Consider the following 16,618-nt stretch of genomic DNA (forward strand, 5'->3'; position numbering starts at 1 on the left):
GTCACCGGGCCTGGGGGAGCCAGACGCGCATCGCGTCGACGCCGCGGTTGGCCCAGGCGTAGTACGGGATCGCGGTGATAGTGACGGCTTGGAGGGCCGGGGCCGGCTCCGCCACGGTGGTCGCGCCTCCACCGATCCGCCGGTACGGCCACGCGGCTTCGGCGTGCTCGGCCGGGGCCTGCCCCTGCAGGTGCAGGACGGTGATGCCGTCGAGGAGGTCGGCGCGGTACTCGGCGTCGATCGCGGCATCGACGTCGACGAGCACGTCGTCCACGCGGAACCCGTCCTGGTCGGCCTGCTCGACCGCGAACACGAGCGGACCGCGCTCGATCGCGACCTGCCCGCGGCTCGCGTCGATGCGGGCGTCGGCCTCGTAGAGGTGCACGGACATGTCGAACGTGACCGTGACCTCGTCGCCGACCGCGAACTCCCGGGTGACGCGGACCGGCTGACCGGCCTGCACGCCCTCGACCGCTTCGCCGCCGACCGTGACCGTCGTCGCGTCGGACCAGTCCGGCACGCGCAGGTCGAGGGACCACTCGCCCGTGCTCTCGGTCACCGTGACGGTCACCGTGCCGTCCCACGGGGAGGTGGTCTCGACGTGGACGGCACCGCGCTCCCCCGCGTAGTCGCCCGTGGCGTACTGGTGCAGCTGGAGGCCCTCACCGCTCTGGGTGGCGACGTAGCCGTCCAGGCTCGCGAACGTCCGCATGATGTTCGGCGGGCAGCACGCGCAGTCGAACCAGCCGCGGCGGCCGTGCGCCGGGGACCGGTTCTCGTCCTGGTGTGCCCGGTCGCGGAGCTGGAGCGGGTTGACGTAGAAGTACTCGGTCCCGGCGAGCGAGACCCCGGCGATGAACGCGTTGTACAGGAGGCGCTCGATGGCGTCCGCGTACACGGGCTTGCCGGTCGCGAGCAGCAGCCGCCACGCCCACTGGACACCGCCGATGGCCGCGCAGGTCTCGGAGTACCCGCGGTCGGTGGGGAGCTCGTACGGGTCGCCGAACGCCTCCATGTCCCAGCGGGACCCGAGGCCGCCCGTGATGTACGCCTTTGTCGCCATCATCGAGGCGAACTGCCGCTCGCTCGCCTCGATGAGCTCGGTGTCACCGGTCTCGATCGCGACGTCGACGGCACCCGACGCCAGGTACACGGCGCGGACCGCGTGGCCCTCGACCGTCTCGGCCTCGCGCACCGGCACCCGGTCCGAGAAGTACGTCGGCTCCTTGCCGTAGCGCTCGATGAGGCCGTGGCCGCGGGCGTCGACGAAGTAGTGGGCCAGGTCGAGGTACTCACGGCGGCCCGTCTCGCGGTAGAGCTCGACGAGGCCCATCTCGACGACCGGGTGGCCGTCGACGTCGTGGCGCTTGTCCTCGCCGAACGTGCGGACGAGGTGGTCGGCGAGCTTGATCGCGACGTGGAGCAGGGCGGTGTCACCGGTCGCCCGCGACTGCGCCACGGCGGCCTGGAACAGGTGGCCCGCGCAGTACATCTCGTGGCTCCACGGGAGGTCGTGGTAGCGACCCTGGTCGTGGTACCGGACCTGCTGGACCGAGTCGATGTAGCCGTCCTCCGCCTGTGCGCGGGCGACCAGGTCGGTCACCTGCCGCTGGAGCTCGAGGAGGTCGTCGGCGGGCTGCCGGCCGTACTCCCAGGCGACGGCCTCGAGCCACTTGTAGACGTCGGAGTCCATGAAGATCGGTCCGACGGCCTCGCCCTCCTCGACGCCAGCAGCGATGCGGAGGTTGCGGAAGTTCCCGGCGGTCTCGAGCTGCTCGTACCCGGAGCGGATCGCGTCGCGTCCGTTGCGGTCCTGGCGGAGGGCCCAGAAGCCCCCGGTGATCCGCGCGGCGTCGGGCGCGAGGGGGCGGAGCGCGACCCGGGCCTCCCCGGAGGGGCGGACGGGTTCGGCGGTCCGCGGCTGGCCGGCGGTGCCGACGGCGGACGGTGCGGTTGCGGTCATGGTGCGTGACTCCCCGATGTGGAGGGACAGGCGACGCCGACGTGGAGGGCGACGCTGCCCCGGGCAACTTCCCGGTGTCACCGCGGCGATCGTGCCTCGGCAAAACCAGAAAACGGTTTCTGCGGTCACAGTAGGACCGTTGTGCCGCGCTGCGCAAGCCTGTTTCCGTGAGGGTTCTATGATGACGAGGATCCGGTCGGGGCCGAGCGCTCCGACCGACCGGGGACCGGATGACCCCGGCGTGCGGACGGAGAGGACGACGCCGTGACGAGCGAGACGACCAGCCGCGCGAGCGGAGCCGGCACCGTGCGCATCACCGACGTGGCGGCGCTGGCCGGGGTGTCGATCGGGACGGCCTCGAAGGCGCTCAACGACACCGGTCAGCTCCGACAGGAGACCCGCGAGCGCGTGCGAGCCGCCGCCGCGAAACTCGGGTTCGTCGTCGACGCCCGCGGCCGTGCCCTGTCGTCGGGCCGGAGCTACACGGTCGGCATGATCACGACGGACTCGTTCGGCCGCTTCAGCATCCCGGTGATGCTCGGCGCCGAGGACGTCCTGAGCGCCGGGCAGATGGCCGTGCTCATGTGCGACACCCGGGACGACATCGTCCGCGAGAACCACTACGTGCGGTCCCTGTCGTCCCGCCGCGTCGACGGTGTCATCGTCACCGGACGGAGCGCCGAGGCCAGACCCCCGATCCGCGTCGACATGCCCGTCGTCTACGCGTTCACGCCCTCGACCAGTCCGGACGACGTCTCGATCACCCTCGACGACGCCGCGGGTGCGGCACTGCTCGCGGACCACCTCGTCGCGATCGGCCGCCGTCGCGTCGCGTACGTCACCGGCCCGCAGCACCACTCGGCGGCCCACCGGCGCGCGGAGTCCGCGCAGGCCCGGCTCGGGGACCGCCTCGTCGGGCAACCGCTCTACGGCGAGTGGTCCGAGCGCTGGGGCCGTCAGGCCGTCGACCTGCTCGTGCACGGTGGCGCCGACCTCGACGCGATCGCCTGCGGGAGCGACCAGATCGCCCGCGGCGTGTGCGACCGGCTCCGGGAACTCGGACGCTCGGTGCCGCACGACGTCGCGGTGACCGGCTTCGACGACTGGGACGTCATGGCTCTCGCGAGCCGCCCGCCCCTGACCACCGTCAACCTGCGGCTCGAGGAGCTCGGTCGGCAGGCCGGCCGCGCGCTCCTCGCGCTCATCGACGGTGACACACCGGAACGGCGGCTCGCCGTGCAGCCGACCCTGGTGATCCGCGAGTCGACCGTGGCGGCTGACCCCGTCGCTGCGGGCGATGACGGAGGTGAACCGGAGGCGGCAGGAGGCGCACCGCCCGTGGTCGCGTGCCCCCGGGCGGGCCGCGGTGCCGGTGGGATGACCGGGCCGACGCCCGGCACCACCGGAGGAACCATGCAGATCATCGCCCTCATGACCGTCAAGGACGAGGTCGACATCGTCGGCGACGTCCTCCGCGCCGCAGCCACGTGGGCCGACGCGATCCACGTCATGGACAACGGCAGCACGGACGGCACCTGGGAGGCCGTGCTCGCCCTGGCGGACGAGCTCGAGCCCGTCGTCGTGTGGGGGCGGTTCCTCGGCACCTACCGTGACTGGCTCCGGCAGTGGCTCTACACCGAGGCCGTGGCGCGCGCCGAGCCGGGCGACTGGTGGTGCCGGCTCGACGCCGACGAGTTCTACGTCGACGACCCGCGGACGTTCCTCCGTGCCGTCGAGCCCACCGCCGACCACGTGATGAGCGCGTCGTTCCAGCACTACCTGACCGAGGACGACCACGCGCGGCTCGTCCGCGACGGCGATGCCGGGGCGTCCTGGCGGGACGTCCGGTGGTTCACGTGCAACCACTCCGAGGTGCGGTTCGTCCGGCACACCCCCACCACGACCTGGCCCGCCGGATCGGAGTGGCCGCTCGACCTCCGACGACCGGCAGGCGCGCGGATCCGCCTGCACCACTACCAGTACCGGTCGCTGCACCAGGCCGGGCACCGGGCGATGGTCCGCTCGACGGGCGTGGACCCGGCGGCCTTCGGGCACGAACGAGAGGACGACGACGCCTGGTACCGGACCCGGGGCCTGACGCCGCCGGCGCGGACCGACCTGCGCGCCGCCCACGTGGTCCCCGTCGCGCAGCTGACGCTGTCGGAGGCGTTGCCCCCGCACGCCCGCCGGGCGCCTCGCGTGCGCGGTGGGCTCCGACGTCGCACCCTCCGCCTGCTGCTCCGCGGCTGGCTGTGGGCGTCTCGACCGGTCCTCCGGCGGATCGCCGCCGTGTGAGCGTCGTCAGGAGCCGTCCGGCACGAGCCGCGCCGCCACGACGACGTTGCGGGTCGCGGCGCTCCCGTCCGGGCTCGGCAGGCACGTGACGACGAGCAACCGCCCGGGCTCGTCGCTCCACAGTGCATCGGCGGCCAGTCCCGACTTCCGCACCGTACGCGAGGCCTCCACCCGGTACCGGTGGTCGCCCACACGGACCTCGTCACCGGCGCGCACGCGCACCGTGCCGTCCTGGCGGACGATCGCGTTGCCCGGCGCGCGACCCCCGCCACTGAGCGCGTGCATGACGAGCACGACCGTCCCTCGTTCGGCGTCCTCGACGGGCCTCCCCCGGTCCCGCACCCAGTAGGCGGACCGGAAGCCGGGAGGCACGACCACGCCGTCCACCGCGCTCACGGCGCCGACGGGCACGTCGAGGCCGACCGCGGGGACCCGGAGCCGCACGCCGATCGATGCCTCGGCCGACGCGGCCGGGAGCGGCGAGGCCCCGGGATCCGCGCGGACCGGCCGTCCGTCGAGGTCCCGCCCGCTGACCGACCCGGTCGAGGCCGGATCCGAGGCCGAGCTCGATGCGGACGGACCTGCGGCACCCGCGCCGGGTGACCCGAAGAGGGCCGCGAGGCACCCACCGGCCACGATGACGGATGCCGCCGGCAGGACGACGCGGAGGGGCAGGATCGTCCGCGGTCGAGGCGGGACCGGCGGTGGCGGCGGCGCGTCCGTGCCGGCGGTCATCCGCGGCGTCGAACGGCCGAGGTGGCGATGGTCACCGCGACGAGGACGGCAGCGAGACCCATGGCACCCGCCGCCGTGCCAGCCGTGCTCACCCGGTCCCGTCCGGGCTGACCCGCGACCGCGCCGCCCGTCTCGATGCGCGTGGCCGGCAGGGGTCGGGGGTCCGTGCCCTGGCCGGTGCCGGCACCCGACCCGCCGTCGCCGTCACCACCGCCGGAGCCCGTGGTCGTCCCGGTCCACCACGTCCGGTCGGAGGCGGTCGGCGCGAGCACCCCGACGAGTGGCGTCCGGTCGGTCCGGGCGGGCGTCCCCGTGGCCGACACCCCGCTCGCCGTCGTCCCCGCGGCGGCCCGGACGGTGCCGGTGCAGGCCACCGACGCCCCGGGTTCGAGCACGGGGACGGTGGCCGCCCCACCCGCGCAGGCCAGCCCCTGCCGGTCGACGTGTTCGTCCGTGACCCGGACGTCCGTCAGCACCGTGTTCCCGGTGTTCCGCACGACGGTCTCGCGCCGGAGTCGCTGCCCTTCGGGCACCCGCGGACCCGGGGCCGCGTCGACGTCCCGCCCCTCGGTGCGTGTCGTGACGTCGAGCGCCGGCCGAGCCCCGTCCACCGGGAGCTGCATGCCCCAGAACAGCCCCGAGTTCGGCGTCGTGCCGGGCTCCGCACCCGTCGCCGTGACCGTCAGGTGGTCCACCGGGGTCGTCGTGCGGAACGTCTGCGTCACGCCGGTGTGCCATGCCGGGCAGGTCGCCGTGACGTCGTACCGTCCGGCCGCGGTGTCCTCGGTGACCGCCCCCGGACCGCCCGCACCGGTGTCGGCCTCGTAGCGGAGCCACCGCCCCGTCGGCCCGGCGAACCGCACGGACTCGCGGTCAGCGCTCCCGCAGATGTCGACGTCGTGGACGAACAGCACCGTGCCGGTCGGCAGGGCACCGCCGCGCAGCGACGAGAAGTCGAGCGTCCAGGTCCAGGTGCCCGGGTTCGCGGCGCTGACCCAGAGGTCCGAGTGGACCGTCCCGGTCGGCGGCTGTTCCTCGCCGCCGTCGAACACGCCGCCGGACGCCGGGGTGTGGACCGCGCTCCACCCGTCGGGAGCGCCGTCGGTCGTCATCGTGAAGCGTCCGGTCGCCGCGCTCGGCAGCACCGCACGACTGTCCGCGGCGGGCTCCCGGAACGCGAACTCGGACACGGAGTGGCCCGACGGCATCGCACTGGTCGGTCGGTCGGGGACCGCGGCGCCGTCCTGCGCGAGTAGCCGAGCGCCGACCACGCCCTCGGCGGTCAGCACTGGCGGCGGGTCGTCGATCCCGACTGCGGGCGTCAGCGGCACGGGTGCCGCGGCGGCGACGTCCGGCACCGCGATCGCGGCCACCGCGCCCACGAGCAGCGCGGCGCCGACCGCGCTGCGTCGGCGTCCCCGGGTCCGTCGTCGTACCGTCCGGTGTCGTCGCTGTGCCTGGCGCCCCATCTGCCCTCCACGTCGTGGTGCCGGGACCACGTGCGCGCTCCCGGACCGGGGGCTCACCGCCCCGAGCGCCGGAACGGTACCGCGGCGCAGCGCGGGCGGTCGCATTCCCGGGATGTCGTACTCCGCCGCCGACGCGGGACCCGGAGTCAGGCCTCCACACCGGTGCGCCGCCGCGTGCTCGCCCACCGCACGGCGGGCGCTCCCCCACCCCACGACGGGCGCTCCCCCAGCGCCGAGCCGGACCGGCGTAGCATCCGCGGGGTGTTCCTCCTCCTCGGCTCCCGCACCACCCAGGCCGTCCTCAACCTCGTGGCGTTCGTGTGCGGGTACTGCGGCGTCCACGCCCAGCAGCGGGTGGTCAAGCGCTCGACGAAGCTGACGCTGTTCTTCGTGCCGCTGTTCCCGATCTCGACCTCGTACGTCAACGAGTGCACGAACTGCGGTGCCGTGACGCGGATCACGGCGGCCCAGGCGCGGCACTCCCTCACGTGGAGCGCGGAGCAGGCGCGCAGCGTCCGCTGACCGGCGCTGGGGACGGGCCCGGAGGCGCGGGAGGCAGCGCGCCAACGACAACTGCGCGGTCGTTCACGCGCGCAGTTCGTCGTCCACGCGCGCAGTTCCTCGTCCACGCGCGCGCGTCGTCGTCCACGCGCGCACTCCCGCGCGGGAGGCCCGTCACGCCCGGTCGTGCAGCGTGATCCGGTACCCGTCGGGGTCCTCGAACGTGAAGGTACGACCGAACGGGCCGTCGACGGGCGCGTCCACGATCCGGACGCCGGCGGCACTGAGCTCGTCGTGGATCGCCTGCGCATCGGGCGCGTGGAACCACAGCGCGACACCGACACCCGGCTCGGGCGCATCGGCGACGCCCGACCCGGGCACGCGCTCCCGCACCGCGAACGCGATCGGCGTGGTGGCGAAGACGACCGCGTGCGGCGGCCCGGGCTGTCGGGTCAGTCCGAGGTGCTGCTCGTAGAACTCCGCGGACCGTTCGAGGTCGCGGACCTGCAGCGAGATGAAGTCGGGGCCGGTGACGGACATGTGTTCTCCTCGTTCGATGTCAGGAAATTGACACCATAACGCTATGTCAGAATACTGACATGAGTCAAGCGGACGAGGGCATCGACCTCGACACGTCGGTGGGGTACCTGCTCAAGCAGGCGTCGAGCGCGCTGCACGCCGCGATGGACGCGGTCCTGCGGCCCCTCGGCATGAGCATCACGCACTACTCGTGCCTCGAACTGCTGGCCCAGCGGCCGGGCCTGTCGAACTCCGAGCTGGCGCGCGGGGCCTTCGTGTCGCGGCAGGCGATGCACGTCCTGCTGCAGGCACTCGAGCGCGACGGACACGTCTCCCGTCCCGCCGTCGCCCCCGCGGGACGGGTGCTCCCGACCGAGCTGACGCCGCTCGGCCGCGAGCGCCTGGCCGTGGCGAGCGCCGCCGTCCGCGCCGTCGAGCGCCGCATGTCCGCGGAGCTCACGGGACGGCAACCCCAGGAACTCGCGGCGCTGCTCCGGCGGTGCATCGCGGGCCTCCAGGGGTAGGCGGCGCACCGACCGGCGCGCCGCGACCACGGACTGGAGGCCCTCACCCGACCCGCAACGGACCGCGCCGACCGACGAGCCACACCGTCAGGGCGAACCCGGCCAGCACCGCGCCCGCGACGGTCACCCCGGTCCATCCCCAGTCGTCCCAGAGCAGCCCCGCGAGCGCCGACCCGATCGCCCCGCCGATGAAGTTCCCGGTCACGAACGCCGTGTTCAACCGGCTCCGGGCCTCGTGCGAGACGGCGAAGATCCGCGCCTGGTTGAGGATGTTCTGCCCCTGGATCGCGATGTCGAGCAGGACGATCGCCACCAGGACGAGCACGACGGACCGTCCCCCGAGCCCCGCGACGACGAACGCCACGAGCGCGAGGGCCCAGAGTGCGCCCGTCGCGGGGACGTTCCACCCCCGGTCGTGCAGGCGACCACCGCGCTGTGCCGCGACCGCGCCGGCCAGACCCGCGAGCCCGAACAGTCCGATGACGACCACGGGGTAGTGGAACGGTGGCCCGCTGAGCAGGAACGTCAGCGCGGTCCAGAACATCGTGAACGCCCCGAACCCCGTGGCGCTCAGCGCGAGCGTCCACCGGACGACGGGTTCGTGGACGACCACGAGGAACACGGACCGGATGAGCGCCGGGTACCGGATGCGCGCCTTCGGCTCGAGCGTCGGGATCGCCCGGTACAACAGGAACGCGAGCACCACGGCGGCGACCGCGGCGATGACGAAGATCGTCCGCCAGCCCGCGACCGCGGCGATGAGCCCGCTCAGGGTCCGGGACACCAGGATCCCGGTCAGGAGGCCCGACGCCACCGTCCCGACGACCCGCCCGCGGTGCTCGTCGGCCGCCAGGTCCCCGGCGAGCGGCGTGAGCACCTGCCCCGCCACCGTGGTCAGCCCGACCGCGGCGAGCGCCACGAGGAGTGCGGCCATGGACGGGGCGAGCGCACATGCGGCGAGGGCGACCGCGGACAGCACGAGCATGAGCGGGACGAGCTTCCGTCGGTCCACCACGTCGCCGAGGGGCACGACGAGCAGGATCCCGACGGCGTACCCGAGCTGGGTCACGGTCACGAGCCACCCGGCGGTCGAGGTCGACCCGTGCAGGTCCCCGGCGATGAAGTCGAGGAGCGGCTGCGCCCAGTACAGGTTGCCGACGGCGGCGCCGCCCGCGATCGCGAACAGGAGGGTGCGACCGGTCGTCATGCCGGTCCGGGAGGGCTGGGTCACCCCACCAGCCTGCCCCTCGCCGGCCGATCGGAGGACGCCCCGACACCACCCCTGTCGCGCGAACGGGGGACTGTCGGGGGACAGTTCACATGTGCGTACGATGTGCGTGCAGTCCGCACCACCGAGCGGGCCACACGGGGGGTTCCGGCGCACGAGCGTGCCCGGTCGACGTCAGTGGTCGTCGACCGGTGCCATCCCGAGCCGAGGGGCAGCCCGCATGCGCACCCGATCCCGCCACGCCCGTCGGCGCCCCCACCGCAGCACCTCCGGCGGTCGTGGCCCTCACCACCGACTCCCCCGGCTCGTCGCCGCGCTGCTCGTCGTCACGGCGCTCACCGCCGCCGGGACCGGGATCAGCACGGTCGCCCTCGCGGACCCCGGCGCACCGACGGGAGGCGTGACCTCCTCCCCGACGGCCGTCCCGACCGGGGTGCCCTCCGCCGACCCCGGCAGCGCCGGTGGTGGCACTGCCAGCGGCGGTCCCGCCGACGGTGGGCCGACCGACGCGCCGAACCCGACGACGGCGCCGACCGACGTCCCGACGACCACCCCGACGAGGACGCCCACGACGCCCACCGACGGCGCCACGCCCGGCCCGGGACCCGTCACGGACCCGTCCCCGACCCCCGCCGCCCCCACCGGCCTGACCGTCGACGGTCTCAGCGCACCGATGGACGTCGACCCGAGCGTGCCCGTCCGGTTCTCCTGGCAGCCGGCCGTGCTCGACCGTGCCGCCGCGGGCCTCCCGGCGGGCGCGCCCGACCAGCGGTCCTACCGCATCGTCGTCGCCGGCTCGAGCGCCGCCGCCGCAGCGGGGTTCGGCGACATCTGGGACAGCGGGGTGGTGACGTCCGGCGCGAGCCAGAACGTGTCCTACGCCGGACCGACCCTCACCGCGGGGAGCCGCTCGTGGTTCTCGGTGCAGGTCGTCGACGGCGCGGGCGCGACCTCGCCGTGGGCGACGCCGGCGACGTTCGGCACCGCGCTCGGCGGCGACTGGGGTGGAGCCCGGGCGATCTGGTCCGAGACCCCGTCGAACACCTGGTCGAACTACACCCTGTCCGGGCACTTCACGATCACGGCGAGCGCCGCGACGGTCCTCCTCCGCGGGACCGACGCGAGCGACTACTACCTCTGGCAGTTCCAGGCAGCGAGCGACCGCCTGGTCGCCGAGGTCCGGCGGGCGGGCGCCTACCGGGTGCTCGGCACGGTCGATCTGCATGCAGAGGGCGTCGACCTGGCGGTGGGCCGGGACACCGCGTTCACCGTGTCGCTCGGCGGCGACACGATCACGACGACCATCGGCGGCACGACCGTGGACACCCGGACCGACGGGACGTTCGCGAGCGGGTGGATCGGCGTGCAGACCGGCACCCACGAGTCGGCCACCTTCCGATCGCTCGCCGTCGCGGACCGCACGGGCGCGACCCTCTGGTCGCAGTCGTCGTCGAGCACCGTCGCCGACCTCGGCTGCGGGCGGGAGTCGCACGGCGTCCTCACCGTGTCGACCTCGCGCTCGTGCCTGTTCGACCCGTGGAGCAACTACACGTTCACCGAGACCTACGTCGCGACGGCGCAGCCGACCGGCGTCGTGTTCCGGGCGAAGGACGCGAAGAACGGCTACCTCTGGCAGTTCGACACCGCCACGTCGAGCCTCGTCCCGCAGGTGCAGGTGGCCGGCAAGTACAGCAAGCTCACGACGAAGAAGATCCCGCTCGGCACCAAGGTCACCTCCGGGCACGCGTACGCGATCAAGGTCCAGGTGTCCGGTTCGACCATCCGGACGTGGTTCGCCGGCCGACTGGTCGACACCCGCACCTCGCACACGGACACACGCGGCGTCATCGGCTACCGGAACGGCTCGAAGGAGAAGACGACGTTCTCGGGCCTGACCGTGACGAGCCCGGGCTCGAGCGTCCTGTACCGGAACACGTTCACGAGCAACGCCGACGTCCCCTGCGGCACGGTGTCCGGCGGCAAGGCGACGTTCCCGACCTCGGCGGCCTGCCTGATCCGCTCCGGTGCCGTGTCGGACTGGCTGTTCGCCCGCGACGAGGTGACGCTGCCGGCCCGGACGATCGCGTGGGCGACCCTCTCGGCGACCGCGACCTCCCCCGCGCCGTCCCGCCAGTACGTGTACAAGATCAGCGTCAACGGGAGCTTCGTCGGAGCCGGTCCGACCCAGTCGGTCGGCAAGGAGGTCCGCTACGACAGCTACGACGTGACGTCCCTGCTGCACGCGGGGGCGACCAACGCGATCGGGGCCCTGCTGTACACGACGTCGGACCACCGGTTCCTCGCGGAGCTCGTCGTGCACTACACCGACGGCACCGAGACCCGCGTCGGCACCGGTCCCACCTGGCGGGTGCGCACCGGCACGGGCGTGTTCCCCGCCGCCGGCTCGGTGGGTACGTCCTACTACGCAGCTCCCGTCGAGGACATCGACGCACGCCAGTACCCGTCGGGCTTCGACACCGTCGGGTTCGACGACCACGCGTGGACGCTCGCCCAGGCACGCAGCGCGTTCGCGACCAGCACGCTCACCCCGACGCCGACCGCGACGATGGTCCAGGAGGACGACGCCCCGACGACGATCACGCGGCTCGGCACCGGGCACTACCTGCTCGACTTCGGCCAGACGCGGATCGGCGGGCTCCGGCTCGCGATGACGAGCCCGGACACGCGGACGGTGGACATCCGCTACGGCGAGGTCCTCGCCAGCGGTGGTGGGTCCGTCCAGTACCAGACCACCGCCGGCAACAAGTGGGAGGACCGCTGGACCCTCAAGACCGGCTCCCAGACCCTGCGCTCCTGGGGGATCCGGGTGTTCCGGTACGTCGAGGTGTCGAACGTGCCGCAGGCGGTGACGGCGCACGACCTGCAGGCCGAGGTGCTCCGCTACCCGATCGACGCGACGGCCGCGACGTTCTCGTCGTCGTCGAGCAAGCTCGACGCGGTGTGGCAGCTGTCACGGAACACGATCATCGACGACACGCTGGACCTGTACGTCGACTCCTGGGAGCGCGAGCGTGGCGCGTACGAGGCCGACGCGTACATCGAGCAGACCGCGCAGGAGGCCCTGTCCGCGGACGGAGCGCTCGGCACCTACTCGGTGGACTACCTGCTCGCACACCCGACCTGGCCGACCGAGTGGCGCCTCTACGACGTCCTCGCCGTGCACGACGCTTGGGAGGCCAGCGGTGACACGACGCAGATCCGCGCCGACTACGCCGCGCTCCGCACCATCCCGCTGACCGGGTCGATCAGCCACGCGACGGGACTCGTCGACCACGCGGACGCCGACGACATCGTCGACTGGCCTGCCGGTGAGCGGGACGGCTACCAGCTGACCGACACCGACACGGTCGTGAACGCGCTGACCTACCGGGACCTCGTCGACCTCGCCGAGATGGCGGCCGCGATCGGGAAGACCGCGGACGCGGCGAACTACCGGACCCAGGCGGCGTCCCTCCGGACCGCGATCAACGCCCGACTCTGGGACGGCACGAATGGCGCGTACCGCGACGGCCTGACCACGGGGACGAACAAGCCGATCGCCCACGATGCGGTGCAGGCGACCGCGTTCGCCCTGGCGTTCGGCGTCGTCGATCCCGCGAACGTCCCGCGGGCGGCGTCGTACGTGACGGGGAAGGGCATGGCCTGCAGCGTCTACTGCGCCGCGTTCCTGCTCCCGGGTCTCTACTCGGCCGGCGCCGGATCGGCCGCGGACGCGCTGCTCACGGCGACGGACAAGACGAGCTGGATGAACATGGTGCGCGTCGGCGCGGGCTCGACGATGGAGGCGTGGGACAAGTCCCTCAAGGCCAACACGACCTACTCGCACCCGTGGGCCGCGTCGCCGGTCTCCGACGTCACGACCGGCCTGTTCGGCATCGTGCCCACCGCGCCCGGGTACGCGTCGTTCTCGGTGGCGCCGCAGCCCGGCGCCGTCGACCACGCCTCGGTCACCGAGCCCACGGTGCGCGGCACCATCGCCGCGGCCTACCAGCAACGGTCGGGAGGCGCGGTCGACCTGGCCCTGCGCGTCCCGTCCACGACGACCAGCGCGGTCACCCTGCCCGTCGGGGCGGGGTCCGGGACGACGGTCTGGGTCGACGGCGTCGCGACCACGGCGACCCGCTCGGGTTCCGCGCTCGTCGTGTCGGGGCTGCCGTCCGGCTGCCACCTGGTCTCGACCGTGTCCGCGACGAGCGCGGGGTCGGACGCGACCCTGGCCGGTCTCTGCTGACCCAGGCCCGCCGCGCTCCCCGGCCAGGCTCCCTCCGCCTGTTCTCGACATGACCGCTGTCGAACGACAACGGCGCCGTCGCCCTCGGACGCGTCACCGCCAGGACGGCACGGACCAGGACAGCGGCGGCAGGACACCGCTGGCTCCGGCCGTCGGCCGGGAGGCCCGGGACGGCCCCGCACCGCCCCTCCCGCCGTCAGATGGTCGGCGTGAGCGGCGGTGCCTCGTCGGTGAGGATCGTGAGGAGCGTCGCGATGCGTCCCTCCTGGACGGTGATGACGTCGATGCCGCGGGCCACCGGGGCATCGACGGGTCCGAACGCCCAGGCGAGCGCGCCAGCGGTGCCGCTGAGGTAGCGCGGGCCGTCCTCGGCGAACACGAACTCGGCGGGTGCTTCGTCAAGCAGTCCCGCGGCCTTGCCGAGCAGGGCGTCGCGACCGGTGACCGAGCCCTCGGGGTCGGTGAACACGACGTCGTCGGCGTAGGCGTCCTGGGCGGCGGCAGCGCGGGCGGACGCGTCGCGCTGGCCGAACACGGCGTGCAGGTTGGCGGTGAGCAGGTCGTCGACGCTGGCCATGGGGGTCCTCCGGTCGGTGATCGGTGTCCGGTCAGTCTGGCGCGGAACCGGGGTGCACGCACCTGGGAAGGCGCAGTGCCCGTCCCCCGGGACTTTGATCGATCGGGCTGGACCAACCGGCGGAAGGGCGCGCGGAACGGCACTGACGAGCAGGCCGCCGCCTTCCGGCACGGCTACGGGCTGATCGAGCTCGACGAGACCCGGCTCGTCCGGTACGCGTGCGTGCGGGCGCTCGAGGACCTCGTGGCGACCGCGCACGCCGCCGTGCTCGGGCCGGTCGAGTCCCGGGCGGAGGAGCTCCGGGTGTTCCGCGGGATCCTGTCGCCCGTCGGGTCGGCGTCGCTCGTGGAGCCGCGGCTGCGGGCGCTGCTCGGCTGATCACGGGCCGCCTGTACAGTTCGGGGTGCGAGTTGTACATTGTGCAGATGACCGTCGTGAGCGTTGCGGAAGTACGAAGCCACCTCTCCGAGATCATCGCCAGCACGCTCCACGACGATGTCGTGATCGAGCGTCGCGGCAAGCGTGCCGCCGTCCTCGTCAGTCCCGAACACTACGAACGGATGATGGAGGCCCTCGAGGATGCCGCGGACGTGGCTGCCTTCGACAGCGCCATGGCAGAAGAAGGACCGAACGTGCCCTGGGACGAGGTGAAGGCGGACCTGGGCTGGCAGTGAGCTACCGCGTCGAACTCCGTCCCGCCGCCGCTCGAGCGCTGAAGCGGATCGACCATCAGGACCGGTCCCGTATCCGCGGTGCGATCGCACTCCTCGGTCAGGATCCTCGCCCGCCGGGTGCGAAGGCGCTCCAGGGACGCGACGGCTTCCGCGTGCGCGTCGGTGACTACCGCATCATCTACACGATCGACGACGGTGTCCTGCTCGTGGTCGTCGTCACACTCGGGCATCGGCGCGACGTGTACCGCTGACCTCCCGCTCATGCAGGCGCAGATCCACGACCATCACCACGTACCGGTCGCGGTCCGGACGACGACGAGGCCAGCCCCGAGAGCGCGAGAACCGCCCCCAACGCGCACAGTGGAAACCACACTCCGGCACGCCCTCGCCGCCGCGCCCGGAGCCCGGGGCGTGCTCCGACGAGCACCGAGGCGATCCCGCCGAAGAAGGACAGCGGCATGCTGACGAGGAAACCCGAGTTCGAACACACGCCGTGGGGCCGACCCGTCCCACAGACCCCGGACCCGTAGAGATAGCGATTCCTGTCGAACACAGCATTGGTTGGACAAGAGCACCGCGACGACGTCAAGCGCGATGAGCGCCCACATCGCGATCACGTCGATCCGTGACGTCTCCCCTCGTCGCGGGCTCTGCCTGACACGCACCATCATGCGAGCTGTCTCGGCCATTCCTCCATCGAAGGAGTCGGGTTCGCCAACGTCGCCATCATCGACACCGGCGACACCCCGTCCGCGGGAGTCGACCCGAACCCCTCGATCTGCGGCGACTTCGACGTGCTCTCCGGCAACGCGTGATTCCCCACCACCCGGCCTCCGCTCACGCATCACCTCGCCGCAACCGCCGCCCGGCCCGCTCCTCGAGCCGCCGCGCCCCGAGCAGCTCCCCGAGCGCCGGCCCGAACCGCTCGAGCGCTGCACGCTGCACGTCCGCCGAGGCGTCGAGCACCGGCATCGCGACCCCGCCCTCGCGCCCGAGCCCCGCGACGATATCCAGCTCCTCGACGACCCGGTCGACGCCGAACGTCGTCATGTCGTCACCGTCGAGCAGGTGGTCGAGGTGCCGGTCCATGAACACGCTGCCCCCGGCGCTCGTGCGGAGCAGGGCGTGCAGGTGCTCGGGTTCGAGCCCCATCGCCTGCCCGACGAGCAGGGCCTCGGTCGCCGCCGAGGCGTGGGCGAACCACAGGGCGTTGGCGAGCAGCTTGACGACCTGCCCGTCCTCGGCCCGGTCACCAGCGTGCCGGGCGGTACCGCGGACGGTGAGGGCGTCGAGGAAGGGACGGGCGCGCTCGACCGCTGCGGGCCTCCCACTCGCGAACAGGGCGAGGGCTCCCGCCGTCGCGTCGTCGACGGACCCGCCCATGGGCGCGCCGACCACGTCGATGCCGCGCTCGCCCGCGTCGGCGGCGAGCACCCGCGTCATCCGCGGGTCACCGGACGTCAGGTCCAGCCACAGCGCACCGGCCGGGAGGCTCGGCAGCGCCTCCGCCATGACGGCACCGAGCTCGGCTGGTCCGGGGAGCACGGTGACGAGGACGTCCGCGCGGGTGAGGAGCTCGGCGAGCGTCGGTGCCCAGCGCGCCCCGGCTGCGAGGACGTCCGGCTCGCGGGCGGGGTCGATGTCGTGCGCGAGGACGGGCCCGAGCGCGACGAGGTGCGGCAGCAACGCCGAGCCCATCCGACCGATCCCGACGACCCCGAGCACCGGACCACTGTGGCACAGGGGGCGCGCGAACCGCTCTCACTGGCCGCGGTCGCCAGGGAAGGGCGCTCGCGAGAGGGCGTGCGCGGGAAGGGCGCGCGCAGACGACAAGTGCGCCGTCGCCAGACCCCGCACTTCGTCGTTGGCTCGCGCAGTTGC

At 73.3% G+C, this 16,618-nt stretch carries 14 protein-coding genes; 7 read left to right on the forward strand and 7 right to left on the reverse strand.

Annotated features, from left to right (window positions below; translation table 11 throughout):
- Nucleotide 1: 1 nt before the first annotated feature.
- Nucleotides 2-1,963 carry a glycoside hydrolase family 127 protein gene (locus DEI94_RS15395; protein ID WP_111027755.1) on the reverse strand — a complete coding sequence of 654 codons (1,962 nt, stop codon included), beginning with the start codon at nt 1,961-1,963 and terminating at the stop codon, nt 2-4.
- Nucleotides 1,964-2,227: 264 nt separating this feature from the next.
- Between DEI94_RS15395 and DEI94_RS15400 the strand changes: the two genes are divergently transcribed.
- Nucleotides 2,228-4,258: a substrate-binding domain-containing protein gene (locus tag DEI94_RS15400; RefSeq protein WP_111027756.1), complete on the forward strand. Its 2,031-nt coding sequence runs from the start codon at nt 2,228-2,230 to the stop codon at nt 4,256-4,258.
- A 6-nt stretch (nt 4,259-4,264) separates the two neighbouring features.
- On the opposite strand, the gene DEI94_RS15405 is transcribed toward DEI94_RS15400, so the two are convergent.
- Nucleotides 4,265-4,993 carry a class F sortase gene (locus DEI94_RS15405; protein ID WP_258378103.1) on the reverse strand — a complete coding sequence of 243 codons (729 nt, stop codon included), beginning with the start codon at nt 4,991-4,993 and terminating at the stop codon, nt 4,265-4,267.
- Nucleotides 4,990-6,462 carry a CLIPPER-2 domain-containing protein gene (locus DEI94_RS15410; RefSeq protein ID WP_111027757.1) on the reverse strand — a complete coding sequence of 491 codons (1,473 nt, stop codon included), beginning with the start codon at nt 6,460-6,462 and terminating at the stop codon, nt 4,990-4,992. The genes DEI94_RS15405 and DEI94_RS15410 overlap by 4 nt, the downstream gene beginning before the upstream one ends.
- 261 nt (nt 6,463-6,723) lie before the next feature.
- Between DEI94_RS15410 and DEI94_RS15415 the strand changes: the two genes are divergently transcribed.
- Nucleotides 6,724-6,984: a zinc-ribbon domain-containing protein gene (locus tag DEI94_RS15415; RefSeq protein WP_111011482.1), complete on the forward strand. Its 261-nt coding sequence runs from the start codon at nt 6,724-6,726 to the stop codon at nt 6,982-6,984.
- Between the two features lie 153 nt (nt 6,985-7,137).
- On the opposite strand, the gene DEI94_RS15420 is transcribed toward DEI94_RS15415, so the two are convergent.
- Nucleotides 7,138-7,503 carry a VOC family protein gene (locus tag DEI94_RS15420; protein WP_111027758.1) on the reverse strand — a complete coding sequence of 122 codons (366 nt, stop codon included), beginning with the start codon at nt 7,501-7,503 and terminating at the stop codon, nt 7,138-7,140.
- 59 nt (nt 7,504-7,562) lie between these two features.
- Here DEI94_RS15420 and DEI94_RS15425 point away from each other — a divergent pair, with 59 nt between their 5' ends.
- Nucleotides 7,563-8,006, forward strand: a complete 444-nt coding sequence (locus tag DEI94_RS15425; protein ID WP_111027759.1) for a MarR family winged helix-turn-helix transcriptional regulator — start codon at nt 7,563-7,565, stop codon at nt 8,004-8,006.
- Between the two features lie 43 nt (nt 8,007-8,049).
- Here DEI94_RS15425 and DEI94_RS15430 read toward each other — a convergent pair whose 3' ends face one another.
- Nucleotides 8,050-9,237 carry an MFS transporter gene (locus DEI94_RS15430; protein ID WP_258378104.1) on the reverse strand — a complete coding sequence of 396 codons (1,188 nt, stop codon included), beginning with the start codon at nt 9,235-9,237 and terminating at the stop codon, nt 8,050-8,052.
- 217 nt (nt 9,238-9,454) lie between these two features.
- On the opposite strand from DEI94_RS15430, the gene DEI94_RS15435 reads away from it, so the two are divergent.
- A complete protein-coding gene (locus tag DEI94_RS15435; protein ID WP_284183718.1) occupies nt 9,455-13,486 on the forward strand; it encodes a family 78 glycoside hydrolase catalytic domain in 4,032 nt (1,343 codons plus the stop codon).
- A 196-nt stretch (nt 13,487-13,682) separates the two neighbouring features.
- Here the strand turns inward: DEI94_RS15435 and DEI94_RS15440 are convergent, their stop codons facing one another.
- Nucleotides 13,683-14,063 (reverse strand): nuclear transport factor 2 family protein, encoded by a 381-nt coding sequence (locus DEI94_RS15440; protein WP_111011677.1) that lies wholly within the window; start codon nt 14,061-14,063, stop codon nt 13,683-13,685.
- Between the two features lie 75 nt (nt 14,064-14,138).
- On the opposite strand from DEI94_RS15440, the gene DEI94_RS15445 reads away from it, so the two are divergent.
- The 3 genes from DEI94_RS15445 to DEI94_RS15455 are packed head-to-tail and all read left to right on the forward strand — an operon-like array spanning nt 14,139 to nt 14,988.
- Entirely contained in the window at nt 14,139-14,441 is a 303-nt protein-coding gene (locus DEI94_RS15445) for a hypothetical protein (protein ID WP_111027232.1), read from the forward strand.
- A 47-nt stretch (nt 14,442-14,488) separates the two neighbouring features.
- Nucleotides 14,489-14,737 carry a type II toxin-antitoxin system Phd/YefM family antitoxin gene (locus DEI94_RS15450; RefSeq protein ID WP_111011679.1) on the forward strand — a complete coding sequence of 83 codons (249 nt, stop codon included), beginning with the start codon at nt 14,489-14,491 and terminating at the stop codon, nt 14,735-14,737.
- Complete coding sequence (locus DEI94_RS15455; RefSeq protein WP_111027233.1) at nt 14,734-14,988, forward strand: type II toxin-antitoxin system RelE family toxin; 255 nt, start codon at nt 14,734-14,736, stop codon at nt 14,986-14,988. The genes DEI94_RS15450 and DEI94_RS15455 overlap by 4 nt, the downstream gene beginning before the upstream one ends.
- A gap of 586 nt (nt 14,989-15,574) precedes the next feature.
- Here the strand turns inward: DEI94_RS15455 and DEI94_RS15460 are convergent.
- Nucleotides 15,575-16,462 carry an NAD(P)-dependent oxidoreductase gene (locus DEI94_RS15460; RefSeq protein ID WP_111027234.1) on the reverse strand — a complete coding sequence of 296 codons (888 nt, stop codon included), beginning with the start codon at nt 16,460-16,462 and terminating at the stop codon, nt 15,575-15,577.
- Nucleotides 16,463-16,618: the final 156 nt, after the last annotated feature.

It is taken from the genome of Curtobacterium sp. MCBD17_040, assembly GCF_003234805.2.
Lineage (GTDB): Bacteria > Actinomycetota > Actinomycetes > Actinomycetales > Microbacteriaceae > Curtobacterium.